General features: G+C 49.4%; 1 protein-coding gene. It reads left to right on the top strand.

Annotation, left to right across the window (positions count from 1 at the left end):
• Positions 1-250, top strand: a 250-nt coding sequence (locus SB773_RS32190; RefSeq protein ID WP_410594424.1) for a VOC family protein, incomplete at its 5' end; no start/stop codon positions are given.
• Positions 251-267: the final 17 nt, after the last annotated feature.

Genomic DNA, 267 nt, shown 5'->3' with positions numbered 1-267 from the left:
GCCGCTTTCTGATCAGAGTCCAATTGCCAAGTTTATCGAAAAGCGCGGGGAAGGAATCCACCATATCGCCCTTGATGTAGACGATGTAAAAGAACGCTTGATCCATCTAAAGGAACAAGGAGTACCGCTTATCCATGAGCAGCCTAAAGAAGGGGCGCATCATGCCCAAATCGGGTTTTTGCATCCGAAAGCGGCGGGCGGAGTCCTATACGAGCTCTGTCAATATCCTCAAGAGGATCACGAGGGTTGACTTGACATGTGGATTCA

The organism is Bacillus sp. SIMBA_074 (genome assembly GCF_046534555.1).
Classification (GTDB): domain Bacteria; phylum Bacillota; class Bacilli; order Bacillales; family Bacillaceae_G; genus Bacillus_A; species Bacillus_A mycoides.
Note: the sequence above shows the minus strand (reverse complement) of the source record. Positions and strands in the feature narration are given on the sequence as shown.